At 68.6% G+C, this 24,973-nt stretch carries 26 protein-coding genes and 1 pseudogene; 11 read left to right on the top strand and 16 right to left on the bottom strand.

The window, feature by feature from the left end:
• Positions 1–35: 35 nt before the first annotated feature.
• The 11 genes from AB0L60_RS09550 to dop form a co-directional block, all read right to left on the bottom strand.
• Positions 36–2,732, bottom strand: a complete 2,697-nt coding sequence (locus AB0L60_RS09550) for an RNA helicase (RefSeq protein WP_364609951.1) — start codon at positions 2,730–2,732, stop codon at positions 36–38.
• A 3-nt stretch (positions 2,733–2,735) separates the two neighbouring features.
• Entirely contained in the window at positions 2,736–3,710 is a 975-nt protein-coding gene (gene tatC / locus AB0L60_RS09545) for a twin-arginine translocase subunit TatC (RefSeq protein ID WP_364609949.1), read from the bottom strand.
• A 134-nt stretch (positions 3,711–3,844) separates the two neighbouring features.
• Complete coding sequence (tatA, locus tag AB0L60_RS09540; protein ID WP_354832182.1) at positions 3,845–4,114, bottom strand: Sec-independent protein translocase subunit TatA; 270 nt, start codon at positions 4,112–4,114, stop codon at positions 3,845–3,847.
• Positions 4,115–4,179: 65 nt separating this feature from the next.
• Complete coding sequence (locus tag AB0L60_RS09535) at positions 4,180–5,211, bottom strand: 2-dehydropantoate 2-reductase (RefSeq protein ID WP_364609945.1); 1,032 nt, start codon at positions 5,209–5,211, stop codon at positions 4,180–4,182.
• Positions 5,208–6,311: a YafY family protein gene (locus AB0L60_RS09530; RefSeq protein WP_364609943.1), complete on the bottom strand. Its 1,104-nt coding sequence runs from the start codon at positions 6,309–6,311 to the stop codon at positions 5,208–5,210. Before AB0L60_RS09530 ends, AB0L60_RS09535 begins: the two co-directional genes overlap by 4 nt.
• The gene (locus tag AB0L60_RS09525; protein WP_364609941.1) at positions 6,308–7,300 is read right to left on the bottom strand and encodes a YafY family protein; all 993 of its coding nucleotides are present in this window, start codon (positions 7,298–7,300) and stop codon (positions 6,308–6,310) included. Before AB0L60_RS09525 ends, AB0L60_RS09530 begins: the two co-directional genes overlap by 4 nt.
• A 229-nt stretch (positions 7,301–7,529) precedes the next feature.
• On the bottom strand, positions 7,530–8,888 hold the full coding sequence (pafA, locus tag AB0L60_RS09520) for a Pup--protein ligase (protein ID WP_354832174.1): 1,359 nt from the start codon (positions 8,886–8,888) through the stop codon (positions 7,530–7,532).
• Between the two features lie 202 nt (positions 8,889–9,090).
• Positions 9,091–9,861 carry a proteasome subunit alpha gene (gene prcA, locus AB0L60_RS09515; RefSeq protein ID WP_364609936.1) on the bottom strand — a complete coding sequence of 257 codons (771 nt, stop codon included), beginning with the start codon at positions 9,859–9,861 and terminating at the stop codon, positions 9,091–9,093.
• Positions 9,858–10,634 carry a proteasome subunit beta gene (gene prcB / locus AB0L60_RS09510; RefSeq protein WP_364609932.1) on the bottom strand — a complete coding sequence of 259 codons (777 nt, stop codon included), beginning with the start codon at positions 10,632–10,634 and terminating at the stop codon, positions 9,858–9,860. Before prcB ends, prcA begins: the two co-directional genes overlap by 4 nt.
• 80 nt (positions 10,635–10,714) lie before the next feature.
• Positions 10,715–10,909 (bottom strand): ubiquitin-like protein Pup, encoded by a 195-nt coding sequence (locus tag AB0L60_RS09505; RefSeq protein ID WP_033089305.1) that lies wholly within the window; start codon positions 10,907–10,909, stop codon positions 10,715–10,717.
• A gap of 193 nt (positions 10,910–11,102) precedes the next feature.
• Entirely contained in the window at positions 11,103–12,602 is a 1,500-nt protein-coding gene (gene dop / locus AB0L60_RS09500) for a depupylase/deamidase Dop (protein WP_364609927.1), read from the bottom strand.
• Positions 12,603–12,734: 132 nt separating this feature from the next.
• Between dop and AB0L60_RS09495 the strand changes: the two genes are divergently transcribed.
• Positions 12,735–13,958 carry a DUF418 domain-containing protein gene (locus AB0L60_RS09495; RefSeq protein WP_364609924.1) on the top strand — a complete coding sequence of 408 codons (1,224 nt, stop codon included), beginning with the start codon at positions 12,735–12,737 and terminating at the stop codon, positions 13,956–13,958.
• An 80-nt stretch (positions 13,959–14,038) separates the two neighbouring features.
• Here the strand turns inward: AB0L60_RS09495 and AB0L60_RS09490 are convergent, their stop codons facing one another.
• Positions 14,039–14,770, bottom strand: a complete 732-nt coding sequence (locus AB0L60_RS09490) for a TetR/AcrR family transcriptional regulator (RefSeq protein WP_364609921.1) — start codon at positions 14,768–14,770, stop codon at positions 14,039–14,041.
• A 132-nt stretch (positions 14,771–14,902) separates the two neighbouring features.
• Between AB0L60_RS09490 and AB0L60_RS09485 the strand changes: the two are divergent.
• A pseudogene (locus tag AB0L60_RS09485) lies at positions 14,903–15,334 on the top strand (diiron oxygenase); the annotation flags it as partial.
• A 34-nt stretch (positions 15,335–15,368) separates the two neighbouring features.
• Positions 15,369–15,596, top strand: a complete 228-nt coding sequence (locus tag AB0L60_RS09480) for a DUF4873 domain-containing protein (protein WP_364609918.1) — start codon at positions 15,369–15,371, stop codon at positions 15,594–15,596.
• An 18-nt stretch (positions 15,597–15,614) separates the two neighbouring features.
• Here AB0L60_RS09480 and AB0L60_RS09475 read toward each other — a convergent pair whose 3' ends face one another.
• On the bottom strand, positions 15,615–16,304 hold the full coding sequence (locus tag AB0L60_RS09475; RefSeq protein ID WP_364609915.1) for a TetR/AcrR family transcriptional regulator: 690 nt from the start codon (positions 16,302–16,304) through the stop codon (positions 15,615–15,617).
• A 127-nt stretch (positions 16,305–16,431) separates the two neighbouring features.
• Here AB0L60_RS09475 and AB0L60_RS09470 point away from each other — a divergent pair, with 127 nt between their 5' ends.
• On the top strand, positions 16,432–16,887 hold the full coding sequence (locus tag AB0L60_RS09470; RefSeq protein WP_354832155.1) for a nitroreductase family deazaflavin-dependent oxidoreductase: 456 nt from the start codon (positions 16,432–16,434) through the stop codon (positions 16,885–16,887).
• 3 nt (positions 16,888–16,890) lie between these two features.
• On the opposite strand, the gene AB0L60_RS09465 is transcribed toward AB0L60_RS09470, so the two are convergent.
• Together AB0L60_RS09465 and AB0L60_RS09460 are read right to left on the bottom strand one after the other, a co-directional pair.
• Positions 16,891–17,253, bottom strand: coding sequence for an ArsC/Spx/MgsR family protein (locus tag AB0L60_RS09465; protein WP_364609911.1), 363 nt, complete (start codon positions 17,251–17,253; stop codon positions 16,891–16,893).
• Between the two features lie 46 nt (positions 17,254–17,299).
• Positions 17,300–18,673 (bottom strand): hypothetical protein, encoded by a 1,374-nt coding sequence (locus AB0L60_RS09460; protein WP_364609908.1) that lies wholly within the window; start codon positions 18,671–18,673, stop codon positions 17,300–17,302.
• Between the two features lie 354 nt (positions 18,674–19,027).
• On the opposite strand from AB0L60_RS09460, the gene AB0L60_RS09455 reads away from it, so the two are divergent.
• Together AB0L60_RS09455 and AB0L60_RS09450 are read left to right on the top strand one after the other, a co-directional pair.
• Complete coding sequence (locus AB0L60_RS09455; RefSeq protein WP_364609905.1) at positions 19,028–19,243, top strand: type II toxin-antitoxin system VapB family antitoxin; 216 nt, start codon at positions 19,028–19,030, stop codon at positions 19,241–19,243.
• The gene (locus AB0L60_RS09450) at positions 19,243–19,695 is read left to right on the top strand and encodes a PIN domain-containing protein (RefSeq protein ID WP_364609902.1); all 453 of its coding nucleotides are present in this window, start codon (positions 19,243–19,245) and stop codon (positions 19,693–19,695) included. Before AB0L60_RS09455 ends, AB0L60_RS09450 begins: the two co-directional genes overlap by 1 nt.
• Here the strand turns inward: AB0L60_RS09450 and AB0L60_RS09445 are convergent, their stop codons facing one another.
• Entirely contained in the window at positions 19,696–20,475 is a 780-nt protein-coding gene (locus AB0L60_RS09445) for a helix-turn-helix transcriptional regulator (protein WP_364609899.1), read from the bottom strand. It lies immediately after the preceding gene.
• Between the two features lie 97 nt (positions 20,476–20,572).
• Here AB0L60_RS09445 and AB0L60_RS09440 point away from each other — a divergent pair, with 97 nt between their 5' ends.
• From AB0L60_RS09440 to AB0L60_RS09420, 5 genes are all read left to right on the top strand, one after another.
• Entirely contained in the window at positions 20,573–20,983 is a 411-nt protein-coding gene (locus tag AB0L60_RS09440; RefSeq protein WP_364609896.1) for a carboxymuconolactone decarboxylase family protein, read from the top strand.
• Positions 20,984–20,993: 10 nt separating this feature from the next.
• Positions 20,994–21,467 carry a nuclear transport factor 2 family protein gene (locus AB0L60_RS09435; RefSeq protein WP_364609893.1) on the top strand — a complete coding sequence of 158 codons (474 nt, stop codon included), beginning with the start codon at positions 20,994–20,996 and terminating at the stop codon, positions 21,465–21,467.
• Between the two features lie 185 nt (positions 21,468–21,652).
• The gene (gene helR / locus AB0L60_RS09430) at positions 21,653–23,851 is read left to right on the top strand and encodes an RNA polymerase recycling motor ATPase HelR (RefSeq protein WP_364609890.1); all 2,199 of its coding nucleotides are present in this window, start codon (positions 21,653–21,655) and stop codon (positions 23,849–23,851) included.
• Positions 23,852–24,085: 234 nt separating this feature from the next.
• Positions 24,086–24,325, top strand: coding sequence for a DUF6374 family protein (locus tag AB0L60_RS09425; RefSeq protein ID WP_364609887.1), 240 nt, complete (start codon positions 24,086–24,088; stop codon positions 24,323–24,325).
• Positions 24,326–24,363: 38 nt separating this feature from the next.
• A complete protein-coding gene (locus AB0L60_RS09420; protein WP_364609884.1) occupies positions 24,364–24,918 on the top strand; it encodes a YbaK/EbsC family protein in 555 nt (184 codons plus the stop codon).
• Positions 24,919–24,973: the final 55 nt, after the last annotated feature.

The following is a 24,973-nucleotide window of genomic DNA, read 5'->3' as shown; positions in this document are numbered from 1 at the left end:
CGGTACATCCAAGAATCAAAGCACAGTCGTATCTACTACGCCGCGTCCACGGCTACGACACCCCGGCGGATGGCCCGCACCGCCTTGCTCGCGGTGGCCGCCACCTCGAGGTCGTCGGCGGTGCTGTGAATCTGGTCCAGCAGATCGATGACCTGGCGGCACCAGCGCACGAAATCGCCCGCGGAGAGCGGGTTTCCGCGATCACCGCTGGCGAGCAGCGCATCGGCGAGATCGTCGCCGCGGGCCCAGGTGTAGACACCTGTGACGAAACCGAGGTCGGGTTCCCGGGTGGGCTGCACCCGGTGCCGGGACTCGTCGGCGCGCAACTGCGACCACACCCCGATGGTGGCGTCCACGGCCCGGCGAATCGGCGCGGTCGGGCCCGAGGCGCCCAGGTAGCCGCCCTCCTGCCGGGATTCGTACACCAGGATGGACACCACCGCGGCCAGCTCGGCCGGGCCGAGCCCGCGCCACAGTCCCTGCCGAAGGCTTTCCGCCACAACCAGATCCGCCTCGGCGTAGATGCGGGCCAGGCGGCGGCCGTCCTGGGTGACCTCGCCGTGCTCGACGTAGCCGCGCTCCTCGAGCAGCCCGAGGATCCGGTCGAAGGTGCGTGCCAGGGAGTTGGTGGTGGCCGCCACCTGCTGGCGCAGGTGCTCGGTCTCGCGCTCGACCCGGTTGTAGCGTTCGCCGATACGCGCCAGCTGCTCCCGGTCCGGGCGCGAGTGCGCCGGATGATTGCGCAATGCCCGCCGCAGGGTCTGCAGCTCGCGGTCGTCGGCGGCCTTGGACTTGCCGCTGCCCTGCCGCCCGCGCCGGGGCACGGTGATGCCGGTGCTGCGCAGTGCGGACGCCAGGTCACGGCGCACCCGCGCGGTGCGGTGGTCGACGTGCTTGGGTAGCCGCAGCCGGCCCAGCGATTCGGCCGGGGTCGGGAAGTCGGCGGCCGAGACCCGGCCCGCCCACTTGTCCTCGGTGAGCACCAGCGGACGCGGGTCACCCGGTGTCGCATCGGGTTCCAGGATCACGGCCAGACCCTGTCGGCGTCCGGACGGAATCGCCACCACGTCCCCGCGCCGCAGCGCGGTGAGCGCGGACACCGCGGCCTGTCGCCGGTCCGTGCGGCCCTGCCGTTCCAGGTGCCGCTCCCGGTCCCGGACGCGTTCGCGCAGCTGGATGTATTCGAAGAAGCTCTCATCGCCGAGCTGCGAGCGCAGCTTGCGGAGCTGGGCCTCGTTGCGTTCGATGCCCCGCACCAGGCCCACGACCGACCGGTCGGCCTGGAACTGGGCGAAGGACCGCTCCAGCAGCGCCCGCGACTCCACCGCACCCATGCGATCGACCAGATTGATCGACATGTTGTAGCCCGGCCGGAACGACGACCGCAACGGATAGGTCCGCGTCGAGGCCAGACCCGCCACCGCGCTGGTATCCACCTCCGGCTGCCACAGCACCACCGCGTGGCCCTCGACGTCGATCCCGCGCCGCCCGGCCCGCCCGGTGAGCTGCGTGTACTCCCCCGGCGTCAGCTCGGCGTGGCTCTCGCCGTTGAACTTCACCAGCCGCTCGAGCACCACGGTCCGCGCCGGCATATTGATGCCGAGAGCCAGTGTCTCCGTGGCGAACACGGCCCGCACCAGCCCGCGCACGAACAGTTCCTCGACCGTGTGCCGGAAGGCGGGCAGCATGCCCGCGTGGTGCGCGGCGAAGCCGCGATGCAGCGCCTCGCGCCACTCCCAGTACCCGAGCACCTCGAGGTCACTGCGCGGCAGATCCCCGGTGTGCTTCTCGATGATGGCGTCGATCTCCGCGCGATCGTCCTCGCGCGAGAGATCCAGCCGCGAGCGCACGCACTGTGCCAGGGCCCCATCGCATCCGGCGCGGCTGAAGATGAACGTGATCGCCGGCAACAGCCCCTCGTCATCGAGGCGGGCGATCACCTCCGGCCGCGGCATGGGCCGGAACGAGCGCCGCGGCCCGCCGCGACCGCGCCCCGGCACCGCCCAATTGTCCATCCGGTCAACGGCTTCGCGGTGCTTGATGTAGCGCTGCAGGTCGCCGTCCACGATCACCTTGGCATCGCTGGACTTCGGATCGAACAGGTCGAACATGCGCCTGCCGACCATGACGTGCTGCCACAGCGGCACCGGCCGGGTCTCGTCCACGATCACCGCGGTGTCACCGCGCACGGTCTCCATCCACGCGCCGAACTCCTCGGCATTGGAGACCGTCGCGGACAGGCTGACCAGGCGCACCTCCGGCGGCAGGTGCAGGATGACCTCCTCCCACACCGCGCCGCGGAAGCGGTCGGCCAGGTAGTGCACCTCGTCCATGACGACGTACGAAAGCCCGCGCAGCGCATCGGAACTCGCGTACAGCATGTTGCGCAGTACCTCGGTGGTCATCACCACCACCGAGGCGTCGGGGTTGATGGACTGGTCGCCGGTCAGCAAGCCGACCTCGTCGCGGCCATAACGTTCGGTGAGATCGGCGAACTTCTGGTTCGACAGCGCCTTGATGGGCGTGGTGTAGAAACACTTCCCGCCCGCGGCCAGCGCCAGATGCACCGCGAACTCGCCGACCACGGTTTTGCCGGCGCCGGTGGGCGCGCAGACGAGCACACTGTGCCCGCCCTCGAGCGCCTCACACGACTGCCGCTGGAACGGATCGAGCTCGAATTTCAGTTCGGTGGCGAATGCCGCCAGTTCGCCAGTAAGCGACCTTGATGTCACTTTTCAGAGAGTATCGGAGTAATCCGACACGCCTCGCGTTGTTTTCTCGAGCGGTGCGGCAACCACGGGTTCCGCGGTCGGCACCGGAGTCGGGGCGTCGACACCGCCGGGCGTGGTGTCCAGCGGGGACGCCTCGTCGTCGGCGAGCTTGTCCCAGGCCTCCGCATTGCGGGCCCGGCGCCTGTCGTTGAGGCGCGCGAACTGCACCGCGATCTCGAACAGCAGCGTCAGCGCGAGCGCCAGCGACAGCATGGAGATCGGGTCCTGCGGGGTCACGATGGCCGCGAACACGAACAGGCCGAAGATCAGCCCGCGCCGCCACTTGGTGAGCCGCTGATAGGTCAGCACCCCGAGGAAGTTCAAACCCACGATGAGCAAAGGGGTTTCGAAGCTGACGCCGAAGATGACCAGCAGCTTGATGATGAAGCTGAAGTACTGCGCACCGCTCAGCGCGGTGATCTGCACGTTGTTGCCGATGGTCATCAGGAAGCTGAGCGCGTGGGCGACCACCCAGTACGCCAGCACCGCACCGGTGACGAACAGCGCCGCGCCCGCCGCCACGAACGAGATCGCGTACTTGCGTTCCTTGGCGTACAGACCGGGCGTGATGAACGCCCACAGCTGATACAGCCAGAACGGGCTGGCCACCACCACACCCGCGGTGGTGCCGACCTTCAGGCGCAGCGTGAACTGCTCGAAGGGCGCGGTCGCCAGCAATCGGCAGGCGCCGTCGGTGCTCAGATTGGCCCGCGAGGAGGCGGGCAGATCACAGTAGGGACCACGCAGGATCTCACCGAGACTCTCGATCCCGAAGATCGAATGCGAGTACCAGAAGAACCCGAACAGGGTGCCGATCGCGACCCACGCCAGCGCGATGAGCAAGCGCCTGCGGAGCTCCGAGAGGTGCTCCACCAAGGACATGGTGCCGTCGGGGTTCGTGCGGCGCTTACTGCGCCGGGGATCGAACGGGATGCGCATGTGTGTGTGACTGCCTCCGCCTTGCGGCCAAAGAAGACGCGGGCGCGACTGCACGCCCCTGAAGATCCGGAGTAACCGGACCCGGACAACGCCTCATCCGGGATGAGCGGCGCTCATCCCGGCTGGTCGTGGCCTCAGGCCTTCTGCTGGTCGTTCGGCTGCGGCGTAGGCTGCACCGGCTGGGCGGGCGGCAGCTGGGCCGGCGGCTGCACCGGCTGGGCCTGGGCCTCGGGAGCGGCCTCGCCCGTCTTGCCCTCGTTCTGCATCTGGCTGACCTCGGTCTTGAAGATGCGCATCGAGCGACCCAGGCTACGGGCCGCGTCGGGCATGCGCTTCGAACCGAAGAACAGCAAGAAGATCAGCACGACGATCAGCAAGTGCCACGGGCTGATGGCGCCTGTCATTCCATTACCTCCAAAGACTCTGGTGAGTCCGATGCTACCGGACCCGCATATCGCGAAGCTTGTTGTCAACCCTTGTTCGCCGCGCCGTCACGCGCGGCGTCGGTGAGCTGTTCCAGCAATTCCGGGCCCGACCAGGTGCGCCGGTCGCCGTTCTCCGCAGCTGACACGAGTTCGATCAGCTTCTGGTTCACCGGCGTGGGTATTCCTACCATGGCCCCGAGACTCACGATTTCACCGCACAGCCAAGGGATTTCGGTTCTGCGCCCGGCGGCCAGGTCGTCGGCCATGGACGAGCGGGCCACCGGATCGACTGCCAGCACCTTTCCGGCAACCCGGCGGAAGACGCCGTCGGGCACGGTCAGCAGCCGGGCCATCATCTCCGGTGGCAGCGGCGTGAGCCGGGCCGGGCGGATGCGGGCCGCCGCCATCACGTCCAGGGCCTCCCGCTGGGCCAGCGCCAGACAGCGGCGGTAGTCGCGGGTACCGAGCTCCTCGCGCAGCGGGCGGCCCGACAGCGCGTTGATGGGGTTGTTCAGGTTCAGCAGCAGCTTCGCCCACTGGATGGGCAGCAGATCGGCATACCGTTCGAAGCCCAGACCGGACTTGGCGAAGACCGCACCGAACCGGTTGAGCACCGGGTCGTCGGCGACGTCGACCGTGCCCGCGGTGCCGCGGTGGAAGCGGCCCTGACCGTGATGAACGACATTGAACATGACCATCCCGGCCAGCACCACGCAGGTGGGCAGGAGCTCGCGGATGACCGCGTCGTTGCCGATGCCGTTCTGCAGGCTGATCACCACCGTGCCGGGCCGCAGCAGGCCGGCCAGTTCGGCGGCGGCGGTGGCGGTGGCCGCGGATTTCACGGTGATCAGCACCAGATCGGCGTCACCGGCGGGCTCGGTGACCGCGCGGAAGGCGTCCGGTTCGACCCGCGCGTCATTGCCGTCCAGATCGGTGAGCCGCAGCCCGAAGGTGCGCAGCTCCTCCACCACGCGCGGCCGTCCGACGAAGGTGACCTCGGCCCCGGCCGCGGCGAGCCGACCGCCTACGTAACAGCCGATGCTGCCCGCCCCCAGCACCGTCACACGGAAACTCAAGCGGGACCGACCCCCTCGAACCCGGCGTAGGCGGCCAGCGCCGAGCTGGACCGCTCGCGCACCGCGGTCACCAGTTCGGCCGGGCCGAGCACGGTGACGCCGGCGCCGAAGCCGAGCAGCAGCCGCGCCATCCAGTCCAGGGTGGCGAAACGCATGGTGGCCTCGACGCTGCCGTCCTGGTGGGCGGTGACCCGGTGCATCGGGTACTGCTCGAGCACCCAGGCGTAGTCGGGGCGAATCAGCAAGCGCGCCAGCGGGACCGCGGGATCGTCGACGAACAGGTCCAGGGCGGCGGTCTCGTCGGCGGCGGCCTCGGCGGGCGGGCGGGCCGGCTCGTCGAGCTCGGTGGCCTCCTCGATGCGGTCGAGGCGGAACAGGCGCACGCCCTCGGCCTGCCGGCACCACGCCTGCAGGTAGCTGTTGTTGTCCACCAGCACGATTCGGATCGGGTCCACAATGCGCTCGGAGACCACGTCGCGGCTGGCCGAGTAATAGACCAGGCATAGCGCGTGATCGTGCTCCAGCGCGGCCCGGACGGTTGCCACGGCGGGGGCCTCGATCGGCACGGGGAGCGGCGGTCCGGCGAATTCCCGGCCGGTAATGGCGGATTCGATCTTCGCGATAGCGGCGTGCGCCGCGCTCGGATCCACCATGCCGGGCAGGTCCGCGATGGAGCGCAGCGCCACCAGCAACGCGGTCGCCTCCAGGGAGGTGAGGCGCAGCGGCCGGTCGATGCCCGCGGAGAAGGTGACCTCGATGCTCTCCTCGGAGAACGACAGGTCGATGAGATCGCCCGGACCGTATCCGGGCAGGCCGCACATCCACAGCTGGTTGAGATCGGTCATCAGCTGCTTGGTGGACACGCCGAGTTCGGCCGCCGCCTCCGCCGCGCTGATGCCCGGATTGGCCTGGAAGTACGGAATCATGTTGAGCAGCCGGGCCAGCCGGGTCGAGAGCCGGCTGGTGCTGGCCGCCGCGCTCCCCCGCCGGTCCTTCGCACCATCGGAAGCCCGTGCGCCGTCACCGGTTCCGCCCCGGCGCGCGCCGCCGGCGTCGATCACATTGTCTCCCCGGCGTTTCCGCGACGCAGCCTCGCTCATGCCGACACCTCCGTCCGCTCCAGCACCGACTTCAGGCGCGCGATCACATTCTCGCGCAGGTCTTCCGGGGCGAGCACCAGGGCGTCCGCGCCGAGTCCGGTGATGAGCCGGGCCAGCCAGTCCCGGGATCGAATGGGCACCTCCACGATCGAGCCGGAACGTCCGCCGAGCGTGCGCTCCTCCATGACCGGCCCGAGGCGGCGGATCTCCTGCCCGCGGCCCTCGGCCACCCACACCGTGGCCGAGCCGCTGATCGGGGTCTGCGCGGTGACCTCGGCGACCACGGCCCGCAGGTCCAGGTCCTCGGGCTTGTGCACCGCATTGGCCGGGCCGTACTCGGTGACGTCCTCGTCGATGCGGGAGATGCGGAACACGCGCTGCGCGTTGCGGACATTGTCGTGCGCGACCAGATACCAGCGGCCGTGGTGGGTGACCACACCCCAGGGCTGCACGTCCCGTTCCACCGGATCCCCGTGGGACTGCCGGTGTTTGAACGTCACCGCCCGTCCGGCGTCGATGGCCGCGAGCAGTTTGCCGAGTACCGGTTCCGAGCCGCGGGTGCGGGCCGGGACCGCGGGCACCGCCGACACCCCGGCGTCGGGCTCCACGTGAATACCGGCCGCGCGCAGCTTGAGCAGTCCGCCCTCGGCGGCCGCGGCCAGCTCCGGGGACTCCCACAGCTGCACCGCCACCGCGACCGCGGCGGACTCCTCGCTGGTCAGATCGATATCGGGTAGTTCGTACGCATCCCGGTTGATGCGGTAGCCCTCGACACCCGAGTACCGGCTCACCGGACCGATTTCCAGGGGTATGCCCAGATCGCGCAGCTCGTTCTTGTCGCGCTCGAACATCCGGCTGAACGCCTCGTCGCTCGCGGACTCCTCGTACCCGGCGACCGACTCCCGGATACGCTCCGCGGTCAGAAACTGCCGGGTGGACAGCAGCGCGATAACCAGATTCATCAACCGCTCGACCTTGGATATCGCCACCCCGTAGAGAGTAGTGGACTGGGTTCGATTTGCCTCCGCTGCGCTCCGGCAGGGTTCGCGGGCAGGCACGGGGAGGCGGAGCCGTGAAGGTCTCGTTCTTCCCTCCCTCCGCTCCTCCGCTTCGCACCCCCGCTCCACTCAGTCCAGAACGAGACGGGCCGCGAACCTTCGGGCGTCCTCCGAAATCGGAGAATCCGAGTGTTCGCGGCCCGTGATCAGGAAAAACAGCTCACATGGAGGCGATGAGGCGATCCACGCGCTCGTCGACCGAGCGGAACGGGTCCTTGCAGAGCACCGTGCGCTGAGCCTGATCGTTGAGCTTGAGGTGGACCCAGTCGACGGTGAAGTCGCGGCCCGCCTCCTGAGCGGCGGTGATGAAATCGCCGCGCAGCTTGGCGCGGGTGGTCTGCGGCGGCGTGGTCACCGCCGCGTCGACCGCCTCGTCCTCGGTGATCCGCTTGGCCAGACCCTTGCGGGCGAGCAGGTCGAAGACGCCGCGGCCGCGCTTGATGTCGTGGTAGGCCAGATCCAGCTGGGCGATCTTGGGATCGGACAGCTCCATGTTGTAGCGGTCCTGGTACCGCTGGAACAGCTTGCGCTTGATGATCCAGTCGATCTCGGTGTCCACCTTGGCGAAGTCCTGCGCCTCGACGGCGTCCAGGGTGCGGCCCCACAGATCTACCACGGCGTCGACCTGCGGGTCGCGGTCGCGGTTGCGCAGGTGCTCGACGGCGCGGGCGTAGTACTCACGCTGGATGTCGAGCGCCGAGGCCTGCCGGCCACCGGCCAGCCGCACCGGACGCCGGCCGGTCAGATCGTGCGACACCTCGCGGATGGCGCGAATCGGGTTGTCCAGAGCGAAGTCTCGGAACGCGACACCCGCCTCGATCATCTCGAGCACCAGCGAGGCCGTGCCCACCTTGAGCATGGTGGTGGTCTCGGCCATGTTCGAGTCGCCCACGATCACGTGCAGGCGCCGGTACTTCTCGGCATCGGCGTGCGGCTCGTCGCGGGTATTGATGATCGGCCGGGAACGGGTGGTCGCCGAGGAGACGCCCTCCCAGATGTGCTCGGCCCGCTGCGATAGGCAGAAGGTGGCCGCCTTCGGCGTCTGGAGCACCTTGCCCGCACCGCAGATCAGCTGGCGGGTTACCAGGAACGGCAGTAGCACGTCGGAGATCCGGGAGAATTCGCCGGCGCGGACCACGAGAAAGTTCTCGTGGCAGCCGTAGGAGTTGCCCGCGGAGTCGGTGTTGTTCTTGAACAGGTAGATATCGCCGCCGATACCCTCCTCCGCGAGCCGCTGCTCGGCGTCTATGAGCAGATCCTCCAGGACCCGCTCGCCGGCGCGGTCGTGGGTGACCAACTGCACCAGGCTGTCACATTCGGCCGTGGCGTACTCCGGATGGGAACCGACATCGAGGTAGAGCCGGGCACCATTACGAAGGAACACGTTCGAGCTACGGCCCCAGGAAACTACCCGGCGGAAGAGATACCGGGCCACCTCGTCAGGACTCAACCGACGGTGACCGTGGAACGTGCACGTCACCCCGAATTCGGTCTCGATCCCCATGATTCGTCGCTGCACCCTATCGACATTACAGCGGAGTTGTCGCCGGTAACGGGCTTGTCGGACAGCTGATGCAAACGTATTCACAACGATTTAGCACGGGATGCAACGTGGCACGCTCTCTACCCTGCGAAAAAGCAAGGCTCCTTTGCACTCTGCTATTGAGAGTGCAAAGGAGCCTTATCCCGAATAGCGGGATTTGCCTACGCCGGCGCGGGCCCTATGACGGGTCCCCGCTCGACGGCTTCTCGGCCTCGGCCGCCGCGTTCGCGGTCGGCACCGTGCCGGTCACCAACTCCTGCAGCGCCGCGCCCTGGATGCGGCGGAACGCCCGCCGCGGCCGGGACTGCTCCAGGGTTGCCACCTCGAGCGAGCCGGAACCCATGGAGCGCTGCTTGTCCTTGTCGCCCTCGGGGACGGCCTTCTGCAGCGCGGCCACCGCCATGGCGATGGCCGAATGCAGGTCCATGCCCGGCTGGTAGGAGTTTTTGAGGGCGGTGGTGATCGGCTCGGTGTTGCCGCCCATCACCACGAATTCCCGCTCGTCGACGATGGATCCGTCGAAGTTGATGCGGTAGAGCACCGAGTTCGAGGACTGCTCCGGATAGCCCACCTCCGCGACGCAGATCTCCACCTCATAGGGCTTGAGCTGGTCGGTGAAGATGGTGCCGAGGCTCTGCGCGTAGAGGTTGGCCAGGAAGCGGCCGGTGACATCGCGGCGGTCGAACTGGTAGCCGCGCAGATCCGCCTGCAGGATGCCCCCGCGGCGCAGCGCCTCGAACTCGTTGTACTTGCCGACCGCGGCGAATCCGACCCGGTCGTAGAGCTCACTGATCTTGTGGAGGGTGGCCGAGGGATTCTCGGCCACGAACACCACACCCTTGTCGTACACCAGCACCACGACACTGCGGCCCCGTGCGATGCCCTTGCGCGCAAGTTCGGTCTTGTCGCGCATGATCTGTTCGGCCGACGCGTAATACGGCAGTGTCATGCTTCGCCGATCCCCTCTGCCGCCAGCGCGGCCCGCTCCTCCACCATCGCCCGCGTGATCTCCTTCAGGCGCTCCTCGGTCACTTCCTCGGAGCCCTCGGCGTCGATCACGATCGCGGTCGGATAGATGTTCCGCATCGTGTCGGGCCCACCGGTGGCGGTGTCGTCGTCAGCGGCGTCGAAGAGCGATTCGATCGCGATCCGCAGCGCCCGGTCCTGATCGATCCCGCGCGCGTAGGTCTTCTTCAGCGACGACTTGGCGAACAGTGAACCCGACCCCACCGCGGTGTACCCGAAGCGCTCTTCGCTGCGGCCGCCGACCACGTCGTAGGACACGATGCGCCCGGACTTGTCCGGGTCCTGCGCGTCCGGGTCGAAGCCGACCAGCAGCGGCACCACCGCGAGACCCTGCAGGGCCGCGGGAAGGTTGTCGCGCACCATCTTCGACAGCTTGTTGGACTTGCCGTCGAAGGTGAGGGGCACGCCCTCGATCTTCTCGTAGTACTCGAGCTCCACCGCGAACAGGCGGATCATCTCGATCGCCATGCCCGCGGTGCCGGCGATGCCGGCCGCGGAGTAGGTGTCGGTGATGTACACCTTCTCGATGTCACGGCTGGCCAGCAGGTTGCCCTGGGTGGCCCGGCGATCGCCCGCGATCAGCACACCGCCGCGGTAGCTGACCGCGACGATGGTGGTGCCGTGTGGCGCTATGTCCGACGGCACGCCCGGATTGGGGTGCGTGCCGTCGGGTCGGATTCCGTTGCCGGGCAACATTTCCGGAGCGTGCAAACGCAGGTACTCGGAGAAAGAGGATTGGGCGAACCCCAACTGGAGCCGCAGGGGGTCACCTTGGGTCACTGGCCGCCCTTCTGCACGTATGCGCGGACGAAGTCCTCCGCGTTCTCCTCGAGCACGTCGTCGATCTCGTCGAGCAGGTCGTCGGTTTCCTCCGCCAGCTTCTCGCGACGCTCCTGTCCCGCCCCGCCGTCGCCGACCGGGCCCTCGTCCTCGTCGCCGCCACCGGCGCGCTTGGTCTGCTCTTGTGCCATAGCAGCCGACCTCCTCTGTGATCATCGGCGAGCACCGGAGAAGATCCGATGCTCGTCCCCCAACACTACCCACCAGCGGGGACAACATGCCGGATTAAGCGTCATTGTGCTGTTGCCGCGATCTCCCCGCCGCCATGTCGCGGACACGAAAAAGGGGTACGGGATTCAGTTCCCGTACCCCTTCCGCATGGGCCTAGTGGGTCAGCTGCTGGACCAGCTCCGAGGCGGTGTGCACGCCGTCCAGGAGTTTGCCCACGTGGGACTTGGTGCCACGACGGGGCTCCAGGGTGGGGATGCGGACCAGGGAGTCACCGCCCAGGTCGAAGATGACCGAATCCCAGCTCGCGGCCGCGATATCCGCGCCGAAGCGGCGCAGGCACTCACCGCGGAAGTAGGCGCGGGTGTCGGTGGGCGGGTTGGTCATGGCGTCGGTGACATCCTGCTCGGTCACCAGGCGCTGCATGGAGCCGCGGGCCACCAGGCGGTTGTAGAGGCCCTTGTCCAGGCGCACATCCGAGTACTGCAGGTCGACCAGGTGCAGCTTGGGGGCGGCCCAGGACAGGCCCTCACGGTTGCGCATGCCCTCGAGCAGGCGCAGTTTGGCGGTCCAGTCGAGCAGGTCCGCGGTTTCGAGGGGGTCACGCTCGAGCAGGTCCAGCACGTGGGCCCACTTCTCGATGACGTCCTTGGTGCGCTCGTCGTCGCTTCCGGTGCGGTCCATGAACTTCTCGACCCGGTCGAGGTAGATGCGTTGCAGCGCAAGGCCGGTCAGTTCGCGGCCGTCCGAAAGCGCAACGGTGGCACGCAGAGTCGGGTCGTGGCTGATGGTGTGCACGGCGGTGACCGGGCGGGCCAGCTGCAGATCCGAGAGGTCCTCGCCGGCCTCGATCAGGTCCAGCACCAGGGCGGTGGTGCCGACCTTGAGGTAGGTGGACCATTCGGCGAGGTTGGCGTCGCCGATGATGACGTGCAGGCGGCGGTACTTGTCGGCGTCGGCGTGCGGCTCGTCGCGGGTGTTGATGATGCCGCGCTTGAGGGTGGTCTCCAGGCCGACCTCGACCTCGATGTAGTCCGCGCGCTGCGACAGCTGGAAACCGGGCTGGTCACCGGACTGGCCGATGCCGACCCGGCCGGAGCCGCAGATCACCTGGCGGGACGCGAAGAACGGGGTCAGACCCAGGATGATCTGGTTGAACGGGGTCTCGCGGCTCATGAGGTAGTTCTCGTGGGTGCCATAGGAGGCGCCCTTGCCGTCGACGTTGTTCTTGTACAGCTGCATGCGCGGGGCGCCGGGGACGCTGGAGGCGAAGCGGGCGGCGGCCTCCATGACCCGCTCACCGGCCTTGTCCCAGATGACCGCGTCCAGCGGGTCGGTGACCTCGGGGGCGGAGTACTCCGGATGGGCGTGGTCGACGTAGAGGCGGGCTCCGTTGGTGAGGATCATATTGGCCGCGCCGACCTCGTCGGCGTCGATCACCGGCGCGGGCCCGTTGAGCCGGCCGAGATCGAAACCGCGCGCGTCGCGCAACGGCGATTCCACCTCATAATCCCAGCGTGTGCGCTTGGCGCGCGGCACGCCCTCGGCCGCGGCGTAGGCGAGCACCGCCTGGGTGGATGTGAGAATCGGGTTGGCCGACGGCTCGGTAGGCGTCGAAATGCCGTACTCGACCTCGATTCCGATGATGCGCTGCATGCGATCGAGCCTAGGCGAAAGGCACACCCGGACGCGGGTGGACTGTCCGGGTTGGCGTCATTCGCTGGTCGTAGCCGGGGTCGTTCTCCTGGGCGATCCGCGCCGAACCGTGGCGACGGCACAATGACCGGCATGGTCGAATCGGCTTCCGCCCCGCGCCCGGCGCTCGCGCCCACTCCCGCCGCGGACCCGAATCCCGTTTCCGCGCAGCCGCGTTCGGGGCGGCTGGCGGCACTGGACGTGCTGCGCGGCATCGCCATTCTGGGGACGCTGGGCACCAATATCTGGATCTTCACCAATGCCGAAGGGCTGCTCGGCTATATCTCGCGCAGTGACGAACCGCACGGAGCCTGGTTGTGGACCGAGCGGCTGCTGCAGCAGCTGGCGCAGGGGAAGTTCCTGGGCTTGCTGACCATCATGTTCGGCATCGGGCTGGCTATCCAGCAGCGATCGGCGGTGCGCGGCGGCCGGGCCTGGCCGGGCGGATATCCGGTGCGGGCCGGGCTGCTGCTGCTCGACGGGCTGGTCAACTTCTTCTTCGTCGCCGAGTTCGACGTGCTGATGGGGTACGCGGTCACCGGGCTGGTGGTGGCGTTCATCCTGGCGACGAGCCCGCAGGCGCAACGGCGTTGGCTGATGGTGGCGGCGGGCATCCACCTGACCATGCTGTCGCTGATCGCCGTGGCGATCGTGCTGGGCCCCGCGGGCGGAGACGGCGGGCACCGGCCGCTGGACCCGAATCCGTATGCGGACGGCTCGTTCTGGGATCTGGTGGCCTTCCGCTGGGATCACGTGCTGCTGTTCCGGCTGGAGCCGATCTTCATCCTCCCGATGTCGATCGCGCTGTTCCTGGTGGGCGCGCGGCTGTTCCGGGCCGGGGTGTTCCGGCCCGAGGGCGCGCGAATCCGCAAGCGCCTCATGATGATCGGGTTCGCGGCCGCCGCGCCGGTCGATCTGGTCCTGGGCCTGACCGGCGGCGACCTGATCCTGGTGACCCGCTATGGCACCGCGCCACTGGTCTCGCTCGGCATCCTGGCCCTGGTCGCGGAGTGCTACGCGCACCGCCCGGACCCCGGGTTCGTCGCGCGCCGCTTCGCCGAGGTGGGCCGAATGGCGTTGAGCTGCTATATCGTTCAGAATCTGGTGTCGGGATTCCTGTGCTACGGCTGGGGTCTGGGGCTGGCGAGCCTGGTGTCGGCGAATGCGCGGGTGCCGGTCACCGCCGGGATCTATGTGCTGGTCTGCGCGCTCATGCTGGTATTCGCCCACGTCTGGCTGCGCCGCTTCGACCGCGGGCCGGTCGAGTGGCTGTGGAACCGCAGCTACCGCCAGCTCACCGGGCACGGGAGCCGCTGACCACTCAGCGGCCGTCCGAGTCACTCAGCGGCTGTCCGAGCCCGGCGCGGAGGCAGGCGAAGCGGATTCGGCCGTGCTGGTTACACCACCCGCGCGGCCTCCGCGCGGGACAGCAGTTCACTCACCACGGTGTCGCGGGTGAGCGGGACGTCCAGGCTGCGAGCGTTGCCCTCGAGCAGCGCCAGGACGGATTCGGTGAGGATGCCCTCGACTTGCTCGGAGGACAGGGTGGGGGCGGCGCGCCAGCTGTTGACCACGCCGTCGACGAAGCCGACGGTGCCGAAGGCCATGGGGCGGGCCCGATTCCGGTCGATGCCGAAGCGCTCGAGGGCGTCGGCGAACAGGTCGGCGAGCCGGCCGCCGATGCGGTCGCGAGCGCCGGCCAGAGCGGTCGCGGCCTCGCCGTGCGGGTCGCCGGTGGCCAGGAAGCGGTGCAGTTCCGGGTGGCGTTCGACCCAGCCGACGTAGCTGCCGACCGCGCCGCGCACCAGATCGCGGACGGTACCGTCGGGGTGCAGGCGCGGCAGTAGTTCGGCGGTCAGGGATACCAGGATGTGGCGGCGGATGGCGTCGTCGAGGTCGGCGCGGCCGTCGAAGTGCCGGTAGACGACCGGGCGCGGGACCTGCAGGCGGTCGGCGATCTGCTGGACCGAGACCTCGGTGCCGTTCTCCTCGATGACGGCCAGCGCGGCATCGAGCATGGCGGCGCGGCGCTGCGCCTTGTGGCCATTCCAGCGGGTGCTGCGACCGTCGGCCGCCCGCTCTCGATCCCGGAGGGAGGGCTGCGCGGGTCTGCGTCGGGTGCCGGTCACGGGCCTCACGATACTCACCTCACCGTTGACCGAGACAGTATGTAGCACTAATCTGAGTGTAACAGCCTGTATCAGTAACGAATCAGGAGCTGTCATGGGCGACAACGCTGTCTCCGCCCCACGGCCGCCGCACTGTCCGGGCGGGAGTCCTTCGCTCAGCGCTTGCTGACCGGATCGGTCAAGAAGTCCTACGATCCGGTAGTCGACATGGACTGGGACGCCCCGCTGGATCCGGACAAACTCTTCCTGCCGCCCGAGGTCGTCTCGCTCTACGCCACCCCGCTGTGGGAGGGCATGACACCCGCGCAGCGCCGCGAGCTCTCCCGCGAGGAGCTCGCCAATGTGCTGTCGGTCGGCATCCGGTTCGAGAACGTGCTCAACCGGCTGCTGCTGCGCGAGCTGATGGCAAGCGATCCGACCTCCCGGCATGCGCACTACACGCTCACCGAGATGGGCGACGAATGCCGGCACATGATGACGTTCGGCAAGCTCATCGATCGAATCGGCACACGGCCCTACTGGCCGAACCGGTTCGAGCGCTGGACGATCAGCGCGCTGCAGCTGTTGCTGCGCACTGCTGGACGCCCCCGGTGCCGAGGTGGCGGTGCGCGTGGCATTGACCGGGCATCTCGATCCGATCGACGGCCAATTCCATTGGCACGGGCGGATTTCCGCAGCCGACGGGAACGAACTGCCCGATCCCGGCCGCGGGCAGGTGTTCCTGACCGTGCCGGGTAGTGCGCCCGCGCCCGGCGTGCTCCAGGAGCGGGACCCGTGGGGGAATCTGCGGATCGCCGGGATCGGCGCGCCACCGTTCCCGCTGTAGCGCACCGAGGTTCGAGTGTTACTCGGTGAGCCCGATGAGGTCGGCCATGGTCTCGACCGAGTAGGCGAAGAACGGCCCGGCCGGGTCCATCGTGTTGTCCAGCTGCCCGAACAGCTCGAAGGTGACCACGCCGAACAGCTGGGTCAGGCCCACCATGGCGCGCGCCACCGCCGGTTCGGGCATACCGGAGTTCAGGAATGCCGCGATCAAGGCGGATTGGGTCTCGAGTTCGGGGGTGAGGGTTTCCGCGGGCGTGGCCAGGGTACCGGACTGCCAGGCCCGGTGGACGATGCCGAGCGCGGCGAGGGGTCCGCGCGACGCGGGTGCGACGGTGGTCTGCGGGGCGCGATAGCCCGGCACCGGTGATCCGTACACCAGCGCGTACTCGTGGGGGTGCGCGATCGCCCAGTCCCGCACGGCATTCGACAGGGCCCGCCACTGAGCGCGGGGGGTGGTCTCGGTCGCGACCGCGTGCTCGACGGCATCGCCGAGGGCGTTGTAGGCCTCGATGATCAGTGTGGTCAGCAGTTCGTCGCGACTGGGGAAATACCGGTACAGCGCCGAGGACACCATGCCCAGTTCACGGGCGATGGCCCGCAGCGAGAGCGCGGGTGCGCCGGATTCGGCGAGCTGCCGGCGCGCGGCGTCGGTGATCTCGCGGGTGATCTCGGCGCGGGCACGGGCACGGGCGGTACGGGGCACGCTCATTCCGACAGTGTGCCACGAATCGGATCACCGACAAATTTCGAGAGCACTGCTCTTGACAGCCGGAGCGTCATGCGCGCACACTGATCACATCAGAGAGCACCGCTCTCGCAAATCGAAGGAGTGCCTCATGGACGCCCACACCGCCGCCACCCGTTACCTCGGCCCGAAGGGCCTGGACCCCTACATGAACCGCTTCTTCAACCTGTTGCCCAAGCTCGGCATCAGCATCGCCGGCTCCCGGCTGCTGGCCGTGCGCGGCCGCAAGTCCGGCGAGTGGCGCACCACCCTGGTCAATGTCCTCACCACCGACGACGGCGCCCGCTACCTGGTCGCCCCGCGCGGGCACACCCAGTGGGTCCGCAACCTGCGCGTCGCGGGATCCGGCGAACTGCGCCTGGGCCGCAAGGTCCAGACCTTCACCGCCACCGAACTCCCCGACGCCGACAAGATCCCGGTGCTGCGCGCCTACCTCGACCGCTGGGGCTGGGAAGTCGGCCGCTTCTTCGAGGGCGTCACCAAGCACGCCACCGACGCCGAATTGGCCGACATCGCCCCGGGTTTCCCCGTTTTCGCGCTGGCCTGAGGGTCAGCGGAGTTGGTCGAGGGTTTCCTCGTCGCGGGCCAGATAGGCGCGGCCGTCGGCGGTGAGGACGATGGGGCGCTGGATCAGTCGCGGATGCGTGGCCAGGGCCTCGACCCAGCGGTCGCGGTCAGCGGGGGTCCGGCCCCACGCCGAGACGTCCAGTTCCTTCGCCTCGGGTTCGGCGGCGCGGGTGATGTCCCACGGTTCGAGGCCGAGTTTGGTCAGGGCAGCGCGGATCTCGTTGGCCGAGGGCGGGTTGTCGAGGTAGCGGCGCTCGACATAGTCGGTGCCGGTGTCGTCGAGCACCGCCTTGGCGGTACGGCTCTTGGAGCACTTGGGGTTGTGCCAGATTTCGGTCGCTGCCATGGGTTCAGCCTAGGCGGCGGCGACCGGGCCACCGCTCACCGGCACATCAGACCCAGTCGACGACCCAGCGGTAGGGACGCATCCAGTACAGGCCACCCTCGGGAACGGGCGCGCCCCAGCGCTGTTCGGCCTGGGTGAGCTGCCAGCGGTATTCGGGGGCGGGCTCGCCACCGTGGATCTCGTAGAGGTGACGCCGCCAGGTATTGATCATGGCGGGGACGGCCTGCTGGTCGTTCTCGTAGGCCCACTCCAGGTTTCGCATCATGAGGCTGTCCACGGCATGGTTGGCGGCATTGGGGTCGCCGCTGCTCAGCGAGTGCAGGAAGGCCGCGACCAGGTTGTAGGCGATGGCGTCGTGGACCGAGGTCTGGCCGTTCTCGAGCGACCAGATACCCAGGTAGGTCGGACCCTGCTCGTCGATCCACACCGCGTGCGCCTCGCCGACCCGGTTGTCGAAGATGAGCGCGGTGAGCAGGCCCAGCGTGGACTTGCCCATGATGAGCGGATCGGGACTGCCGCTGGAGAGGGCGTCGTCGATGAGCGCCCGGTAGGCGGCCGCGGCGATGCCGGGCCGGTTGGCGTCCATGAGGGCGTCGGCGGTCTCGCCGCCGGCGAGCTGCGCGGCCGGCGGCTGGGACGGGCCGGAGACCGCCTGCGGCACGCCGTCGCCGACCTGCAGGAACTGGGTCTGCATGGCGTCGGGGGCAATCGGATCCGACAGCGGCACGCCGTTGCCCAGCGGGTCGTCCAGATCCAGGTTGACGGCGAGGGGTTCCTGCAGGCTGGGCGCGGTTTGCAGGTATTCCAGTGCCACCCGGGCGAATTCGTTGTCCTGACTCTCCAGCCATTCGCGCCCGGCGCGCAGCGTGTCGACGAGATGGCCGCCGACGCCCTGTTCGATGGCGGCGCACAGCGCGTAGTAGCCGTAGCCGCGGTAGTTGTCGTGGCCGACGCCCTCGGTGATCAGCAGCTGCGCATATCTGCTTGCCAGATCGTGTCTTTCGAGATCGCCGAGCAGCGTGCACGCGGTCATGGCGGCCATCAGCACCTCGGCGTGTTCGCCGTGGGCGCGCCGCAGGTCGATACAGCGGTCGGCCATGACGACGGCGCTGTCGGGCAGGCTCTGCTGGGTGGCGGCCTCGACGGCCATCGAGTACATGGTGGCCAGCGTGGCGGGCGGGATGTCGGCCGGGTAGCGGGCCGGGCCATGTTCGGCCAGGCGCAGGGCCTGCGCGTAATCGCCCGCGGCGAAGGCCGATCGGAAGCGGTAGGAGACGATCCAGCCGTACTCCTTGGGATCGGGCGCCGCGTCGAGCCCGTCATCGAACGCCGACAAACGGGCCAGCGCCTCGTCGGCCCGGCCGCCGTCCAGCATGCCGCTCGCCTCGTTCATCACCTCGACGAACGCATTTCGATCCATGGCCTACTCGCCTTCCCGCATATGTCAGCCCCGGATCGTATGACCGTGCCACCACAGTGCGTGGCCAGTGAGGTCAAGGTCATAGTTTGACTCCACCCCACATGACCACGCGTTGTCATTCGCGTGGCACGTTGTGTCACAACGATATTCCCGCACCCCGACGCGAACCCGCCTCCCTGCGGGCCATTCTCGCGTCGCGGCCGATCCGTCCTGACCACAATCTAACGACAACACGCCAACCCGCCCCGCAACCCCGCTCGGCGCGTCGGGGCTCGGGATTCGCTCATCGGGGCGGCGGTGGCGCGACGAGGATATACTGTCGACACAATGCGTATATCCCCTCGGGAGGTGGCGATGCCGAAGACCCTGATCGATATTCCGGACGACCTCATGGAACAGGCCCGCAAGGTGACCGGCGGCGCCACCAAGACCGAGACCGTCCGCACCGCCCTGCGACTCCTGGTCCGCCAGCGCCAGCAGCATGACGCCATCGCCTGGTTCGCCGATGCGGCGCCGTTCCTAACCGGCACCGAACCGACCGAAGGGACCGATCCCGCTCAGCCGCGGTGATGGGCCTCGGCACGAACCGCGCTCTGTATCTGGCCGACCACAGCGCGGTGTCGCGAATTCAATGCTGCCCGCAGGTCCGCGCGGCATTCGACCGTCTCAACGCCGACGCCGGGGTGCTGTGCTCGAATGCCGTGACGCTCGACGAAGCGTGCTACAGCGCCCGCGATTCCGAGGATCTGGATCGCATCATCGGGATCTATACGGAGGTTTTCCATTTCCTCCCGATGGACCCGGCGATCGACCGACTGGTCAGTGCCATCCGGCGGCAGCTGTGGGCCCACGGTCACGGGCGGTCGGCCCAGGCCACCGATGTGCTGATCGCGGCGACCGCGGTGCACTACGACGCCACGGTGCTGCACTACGACAAGCATTTCGACCTCATCGCCGAGGCCTTCCCGGCCCTGCGCCAGCAGTGGGTGGTCCCGCGCGGCTCGGCGGACCGACCCGGTTGATCAGAGAACGGGGAGGATGATGCCCGGGTCGGGGGTGAAGGTGACGATGCGCTGGCGGGGGTCGCCGGGGAGTTCGAGGTTCTCGTAGGAGAAGCCGAGGTCGCCGGAGTGGGGGTGGCGGACGAGTTTGCCGCCGTGGGTGCGGCGCTCGACATCGCCGACGCGCCAGAGCGCGGCGAATTCCGAACTGCCGGTGGAGAGTTCGTCGACGAGGGCGATGGTGGCGGGGTCTGCGGGGTAGAGACCCGCGACGCGGCGCAGCTGGGCGACGGTCGCGGCGGCGACATCGCCCCAGTCGCGGTAGAAGTCCCGGGCGGCGGGGTCGGAGAACAGTGCGCGGGCCATGTTCTCGTCGGCCATGCGGCCGAACACGTAGTGCGCCAGCGGGTTCGCGGCGAGCACGTCGAACAGGTCGGTGATGACCAGGGCGGGCGCCTTGTCGATCAGGTCGAGCATCCGCAGCAGTTCGGGACGCGGTGCGGGAGCGGCGGTTTCGGCCGTGCGGGGCGGGCGGGCCAGCGTGTGCAGGTGCTCGGTCTCGACCGGGTTGAGCCGCAGCGCGGAGGCGAGGGAGTCGAGCACCTCGGTCGACGGGTTGGCGGCGCGGCGCTGTTCGAGGCGCTGGTAGTACTCGACGCTGATGCCCGCGAGGTGCGCGAGCTCGGCGCGGCGCAGGCCGGGCACCCGGCGCAGACCGGACGGCGGCAGGCCCGACTCGCGCGGATCGACCCGCGCCCGACGGGACTTCAGGAACTCCGCCAGGTCCGCGCGCACTGCCATGCCCGCAGTCTGGCACAGGGCGGCGGTGGGTGGCCCTGAGAGTACGAGGCACGGCGTGCACTGGTTACGTCCTGCCGTGGCGAGCAGGCTCGGTCTCGTGAACGAGAGATTCGGGCGGGGAACGGCCCGCCAAGCCCAACTCGGTGGGAGCGGAGACGTACGCAGCCGGGTCTATGACGAGCTGGCCGATATCGCACCGGATCTGCACCGGTTCGCCGTCGAATTCGCCTATGGCGACATCCATTCCAGGCCGGGCCTGGATGCCGGGCGGCGCGAGCTGGTGATCCTTGGTGCGCTCATCGCGCTCGGGGACACCCGCCCGCAGCTGGAGGCGCACCTCGGTTCCGCGCTGAATGCCGGTGTGGCGCCGGGCGAGATCGTCGAGGCGATCCTGCAGGCCCTCCCCTACGCGGGTTTTCCGCGTGTTCTCTCCGCCATGAGCCTGGCGCGCGGCGTGCTCGCCGGTCGCGATCTGCTCCCCGTCACCACCGATTCGATTGCCCAGTAGGAGATCTGCCATGACTGCCACCGCTCAGCAGCGTGCCGACATCATCGACGCCGCCACCCGCCTGTTCTGGTTCATCGACATTCGCGACTGGGACGCCTTCCCCGGTGTCTTCGCCGACGAGGTCACCCTCGATTACTCGAGCATCTGGGGCGGCGAGCCCGCGACCGTCACCCCGGAGCAGATCCGCGCCGACTGGGAGAAGCTGATCGGCAGCTTCGACGCCACGCAGCATCTGCTCGGCAATCACCTGGTCACCGTGGACGGCGAGCGCGCGGAACTGACTGCGGTCTTCCAGGCGGTCCACATCCTGGCCAATCGATTCGGTTCGCCGCGGTGGACGCTGGGCGGCACCTACCGCATCGGCCTGCACCGGGTCGGGGGCGAGTGGAAGGTGGATTCGATGGTGATGACGGCCCAGTGGGCCGACGGCAACAAAGACATCCTGACCCTGGCCTCGGGCGGGCAACGCCCTGCCGCGGCCTAGGAAAACCCGGATGCGGCGCAGAGGAATTCGGGAGAGGAAGAGGAAGGAATGGAAAGAATCGTCGTCCTTTCCCCTTCAACCATATAACACAGTGGGGGACTTGCGGCAAGGCCCCGGTATTGGCGCACAATCGCTGGCCGAGGGCTGCAACCTGCGCGAATGGGCGCGCGGGCGGGCAGCGGGGAATGGCCAGGCGGGAAGGTGTGGTGCTGGTGTCGGACCAGGGGTACGAGAAGGAACTGCTCGCGGAGCAGGAGTATGTGACCGGGCTGTACGCGCGGCTGGACGCCGAGCGGGCCCGGGTGAAGGGCCGCTACGGCGAGACGCTGCGTTCGCGTGGCACCACCCTGGTGGAGCGGGATGCGGAGGTGCGGGCGCTGGGCAAGGAGGTCAAGCGCCTCGAGGTGGCCGACAACGGGCTGTGCTTCGGGCGGCTGGACAGCGTGACCGGCGAGCACTCGTATATCGGGCGCCTCGGGATCTTCGACGAGGCGAACGAATTCGAACCGCTGCTGTTGGATTGGCGGGCGCCCGCGTCGCAGGCGTTCTATATCGCGACCGCCGCGAGCCCGGAGAACATGCGGCGCCGTCGCCAATTCCACACGCGCGGGCGGCTGGTGGCCGATTTCACCGACGAGGTGTTCGGCCATCCCGGTGACGGCGAGCGCGGTGACGCGGCCCTGCTGGCTGCGGTGAACGCGCCGCGCGGCGAGGGCATGCGCGACATTGTGGCCACCATTCAGGCCGAGCAGGACCGGATCATCCGGCTCGATCACCCGGGCGTGCTGGTGATCGAGGGCGGGCCGGGCACCGGCAAGACCGTGGTGGCGCTGCACCGGGTCGCGTATCTGCTGTACACCCAACGTGCGCAGATGGAACGCAACGGCGTGCTGGTGGTGGGCCCGCACACGGCCTTCCTCAGGCACATCGGGCGGGTGCTGCCGTCGCTGGGCGAGACGAACGTGGTCTTCACCACCACTGGCGATCTCATGCCCGGACTGAGCATCACGGCCGAGGACGGACCGGAAGCGGTGCGGCTCAAGGGTTCCCTGCGGATCCTCGACGTGCTGAAGGCCGCGATCGCCGACCGTCAGCGGGTGCCGCAGGAGCCGGTGCCGATCGAACTGTCGGATGTGACGGTGCGCATCGGCGCGGATATCGCCGGCTGGGCGCGGGAGGAGGCGCGCGGTAGCGGGTTGCCGCACAACCAGGCTCGCGCGACCTTCCTCGAGGTGCTCACCTGGGCGCTCACCGAGCGGGCCATCAAGCGGATCGGCGAGGGCTGGCTGACCCGCGACGACCGTGAGGCCTGGGAGAACATGCGCACCGATCTGCGCACCGAACTCGCCGAGCACGACGGATTCACGGCGCTGATGGACGAGCTGTGGCCCACGCTGACACCGGAAACGCTGCTGGCGGAACTGCTTTCGTCCACCGACCGGCTGCGCGCGGCGGGCGCCGACGAGACGCTGTGGCGAGCGGACGGTGCGGCGTGGACGGTGTCCGATGTCCCGCTGCTCGACGAACTGGTCGATCTGCTGGGCCGGGACACCTCCGCCGAGGAGGCGGCGGCCGAGCGGGAACGGAAGGCCCAGGCCGCGTACGCCGAAGGCGTGCTCGACCTGCTGGTCGGCCGCGCCGACCACATGGACGACGAGGATCACCTGTTCGCCACCGACCTGCTCTACGGCGACGACCTGGCCGAGCGCTTCCTGGAACGCGACACTCGGGAACTCGCCGAACGTGCTGCCGCGGACCGGGATTGGACCTACCGGCACATCGTGGTCGACGAGGCGCAGGAGCTGTCGGCAATGGACTGGCGGGTGCTGATGCGCCGCTGCCCGAGCCATTCCTTCACCGTGGTGGGCGATCTCGCGCAGCGTCGGTCCGCGGCGGGCGCGACCTCCTGGGACGCCATGCTGGAACCGTACGTCCCCGGCCGCTGGGCCTACCGCTCGCTCACGGTGAACTACCGCACCCCGGCGGAGATCATGGCCGTGGCCGCCGCCGTCCTGACCGGCTTCGCACCCGAGGTGACGCCGCCGGAGTCGGTGCGCTCCTGCGGCGTGCAGCCGTGGGCGCGACAGCTCACCCTCGGCGAGATGCCTTCGGCCATCGAGGAATTCACCCGCCACGAGGCGGGCCGCGAGGGCACCAGCATCGTGATCGGCCCGCCCGGCATGCCGGGCACGGTCCCCGCCTCCGAAACCAAGGGCCTCGAATTCGACGCGGTCCTGGTGGTCGAGCCCGAACACATCCTCGCCGACGGCCCCCGCGGCGCGGCCGAACTCTACGTCGCCCTCACCCGCGCCACCCAGCGCCTGGGCGTCCTGCACGAGGGCCCGCTCCCAGCGGCCCTCGCCGGTCTCTACACGTCGAAGTAGAGCTCGGCCTACATCCTGGACGTTTGCGGTAGGTAGATGGCCGTATCCGTTGCCTACCTGCATGTTCGATGTCGGCACCGTTGGCGGGCCCGGGCCTCGGCGAGGTGCGCTGCGGACGGACCGCGGACGGTTCCGGGCATTCGCGCAGAGGTTGTCCATGCGCTGACGTCCGGAGTCTGTCGGACCGCTCGCCTACTATCGAAAGTTTGTTCGACTCGAGGTAGTCTTGCGATCATGCCGGAACTGCCTCGCCTGGAATGGGCACGCATGAACCTCGACCAGGTGCGTGCCCAGCTGCTCGCCGCGGCCTCCCGCGGTCGGTTCCTCACGCCCGAGCAGCTGGAGAATGCGGCGGGCAAGATCGAAGAGGGTTTGCGGGTCTACGAGGAGGAGACCGGCCACACGGCGCCCGAGCCCCGGCCGGACAGCCCGCGGCCGATCTGTTCGAACCCTCGCCGCCACCGCAACCGTTGAGCAGGACGAGATCCTCGTCCCGGCGCGAGGAATCGACGATGACCTATGCTGAAAGCCCAGGTCCGCTGGGGTTAATGGTGGTACCCACCAGTCATTGGAGGTCCGTCATGTCCATATCGCCAACCGTGCAGCAGTGCCTGACGGATGCGGGCGCCGAGTATGAACTCGTACCGCATCCACACAGCCACAACAGCTCAGAAACCGCCGAAACCGCCCATATCCCTGGCGACCGGCTCGCAAAGACAGTCCTCCTGGAAGACGAGCAAGGCTACGTCGCCGCCGTGCTGCCCTCCACCTACCACCTACGACTCGCGAAGCTCTGGTCGCAAACGGGTCGGCGGCTGGTGCTCGCCAAGGAATCGAACTTCCGGGAAACCTTCACGGACTGCGAGGTCGGCGCAATCCCGCCCATGTGCACCGCCTACGGCATGACGACACTGATGGACGAGAGTCTCACCACGCAGCCGGATATCTATTTCGAGGCCGGTGATCATGAGACGCTCGTCCACCTGCAGACCGACCAGTTCATACGCCTGATGGAACGGGCCGAGAAAGCACACTTTTCCCACCGCTCGCAAACCACCCGCCACTGAGTTCCCGCAACCGCTGATGCAGAAGCGTCAACCCTACGGTTGACGGCGATGCCCC

Origin of the sequence: Nocardia sp. NPDC051981 (assembly GCF_040680715.1) — a bacterium.
Taxonomy (GTDB): Bacteria; Actinomycetota; Actinomycetes; order Mycobacteriales; family Mycobacteriaceae; genus Nocardia.
The sequence above is the reverse complement of the archived record's forward strand: the minus strand, read 5'-3'. Positions and strand labels throughout refer to the sequence as shown.